The organism is Rhodanobacter sp. FW021-MT20 (assembly GCF_041107475.1).
Classification (GTDB): domain Bacteria; phylum Pseudomonadota; class Gammaproteobacteria; order Xanthomonadales; family Rhodanobacteraceae; genus Rhodanobacter_A; species Rhodanobacter_A glycinis.
Map to the genome: position 1 here is coordinate 1 of NZ_JBGBPX010000046.1, position 1,266 is coordinate 1,266.

Genomic DNA, 1,266 nt, shown 5'->3' on the forward strand with positions numbered 1-1,266 from the left:
CAGGCTGTTGAGAATGTCGATTTCAAAGCTGCAGCGATAGAGTTTTTCTATCGCAGCAGGTGCATGTCCGTTTGGGTGAAGACCCTTTTCCAGGTTCCGGGCGCACGCCTCCCGTCGCGGCTCACGTTGGCGATGGATTCCACCACTCGCCAATGCCGCCGAGTCGGATCAGGTTGTATGCCGCAAACGTCCACGTCACCCAACCACGCACCTTGGGCAGCGATACCAGCGGCAACTTGTCCAGCCCGCCAACAGTCTTGATCCAGCCAAAACCCTGCTCGATGCGCTTGCGTACCTGAAGACTCATCGCGTACCCCTTGCCGCGCGCCTTGCGCGCATCGATGGCGCTACGCCGGCCCGAGGTGTTGCGCGCGATGTGTGGCTTGATTCCGCGCTGCTCCAGCGCCGCCACGAAGTCGTGCGTGTCGTAGCCCTTGTCCGCACCCAGCGTGGCGCCTCGGCGCACGCCGGCCGCGCCCAGCAGATCGAGTGCACCATCACGCTCTCCCGTGCCGCTGGCATGACGCACATCCACGCCGACGATCAGCGCATGGCGGTTTTCCATCAACGCGTTGGCAAGGTAGCTCAGTTTGGCTTCCTTGCCCTTGCCTTTGCGCATCAGTCGCGCGTCCGGATCGGTGGTGGAGGCATGCGTGTCGTTGCTGCGTTTCTGATCGTGAAAATCGGTGCCATCACCACCGCTGCCGTCCTTCGGACTGAAGCTCTTGTGCGAGGCCCATGCTTGCAGCAACGTGCCGTCCACCGAAAAGTGCTCGTCGCTGACCAGAGCTTGCACGCGCGCCATCAGTACGGTGTGCTCGAAGAAGCGTTGCGCGATCTGCTCGTCAAACAGGCGCTCGCGGTTGAACGAGAACGTGGAGTGATCCCATACCGCATCATCCATGTTGAGTCCGACAAACCAGCGGAACAGCAGGTTGTAGTTCATCTGTTCCATCAGCAACCGCTCGCTGCGCACGCTGTAGACCACCTGCAGAAGCGAAGCGCGCAGGATGCGCTCCGGCGGAATGGATGGCCGGCCGCCTTCGGCGTAGCGTTCGCCGAGCAGGCCATCCAACTCGCCCAGAATGGTGTCCACCAGCACGCGTAGCTTACGGATCGGGTGATCGGTCGGCACGCGATCCTCGACTGAAACGTACGAGAACATGCCAAGCTGTTGGACGTCAGGACTGCGCATCGAGGGGAAGCCTTGCGATTGATCGAGCCTATGACAGTCGGCTCGGGCGAGAGTTTCTCAACAGCCTGCTA

General features: G+C 61.4%; 1 protein-coding gene. It reads right to left on the reverse strand.

The features are described 5' to 3' along the window. Positions 1-121: 121 nt before the first annotated feature. On the reverse strand, positions 122-1,195 hold the full coding sequence (locus AB7849_RS19485) for an IS5 family transposase (protein WP_037100045.1): 1,074 nt from the start codon (positions 1,193-1,195) through the stop codon (positions 122-124). Between the last annotated feature and the right edge of the window lie 71 nt (positions 1,196-1,266).

Coding starts and splice junctions, on each gene's coding strand:
- AB7849_RS19485 (WP_037100045.1), bottom strand. CDS start 1,195: ATGCGCAGTCCTGACGTCCAACAGCTTGGCATGTTCTCGTACGTTTCA.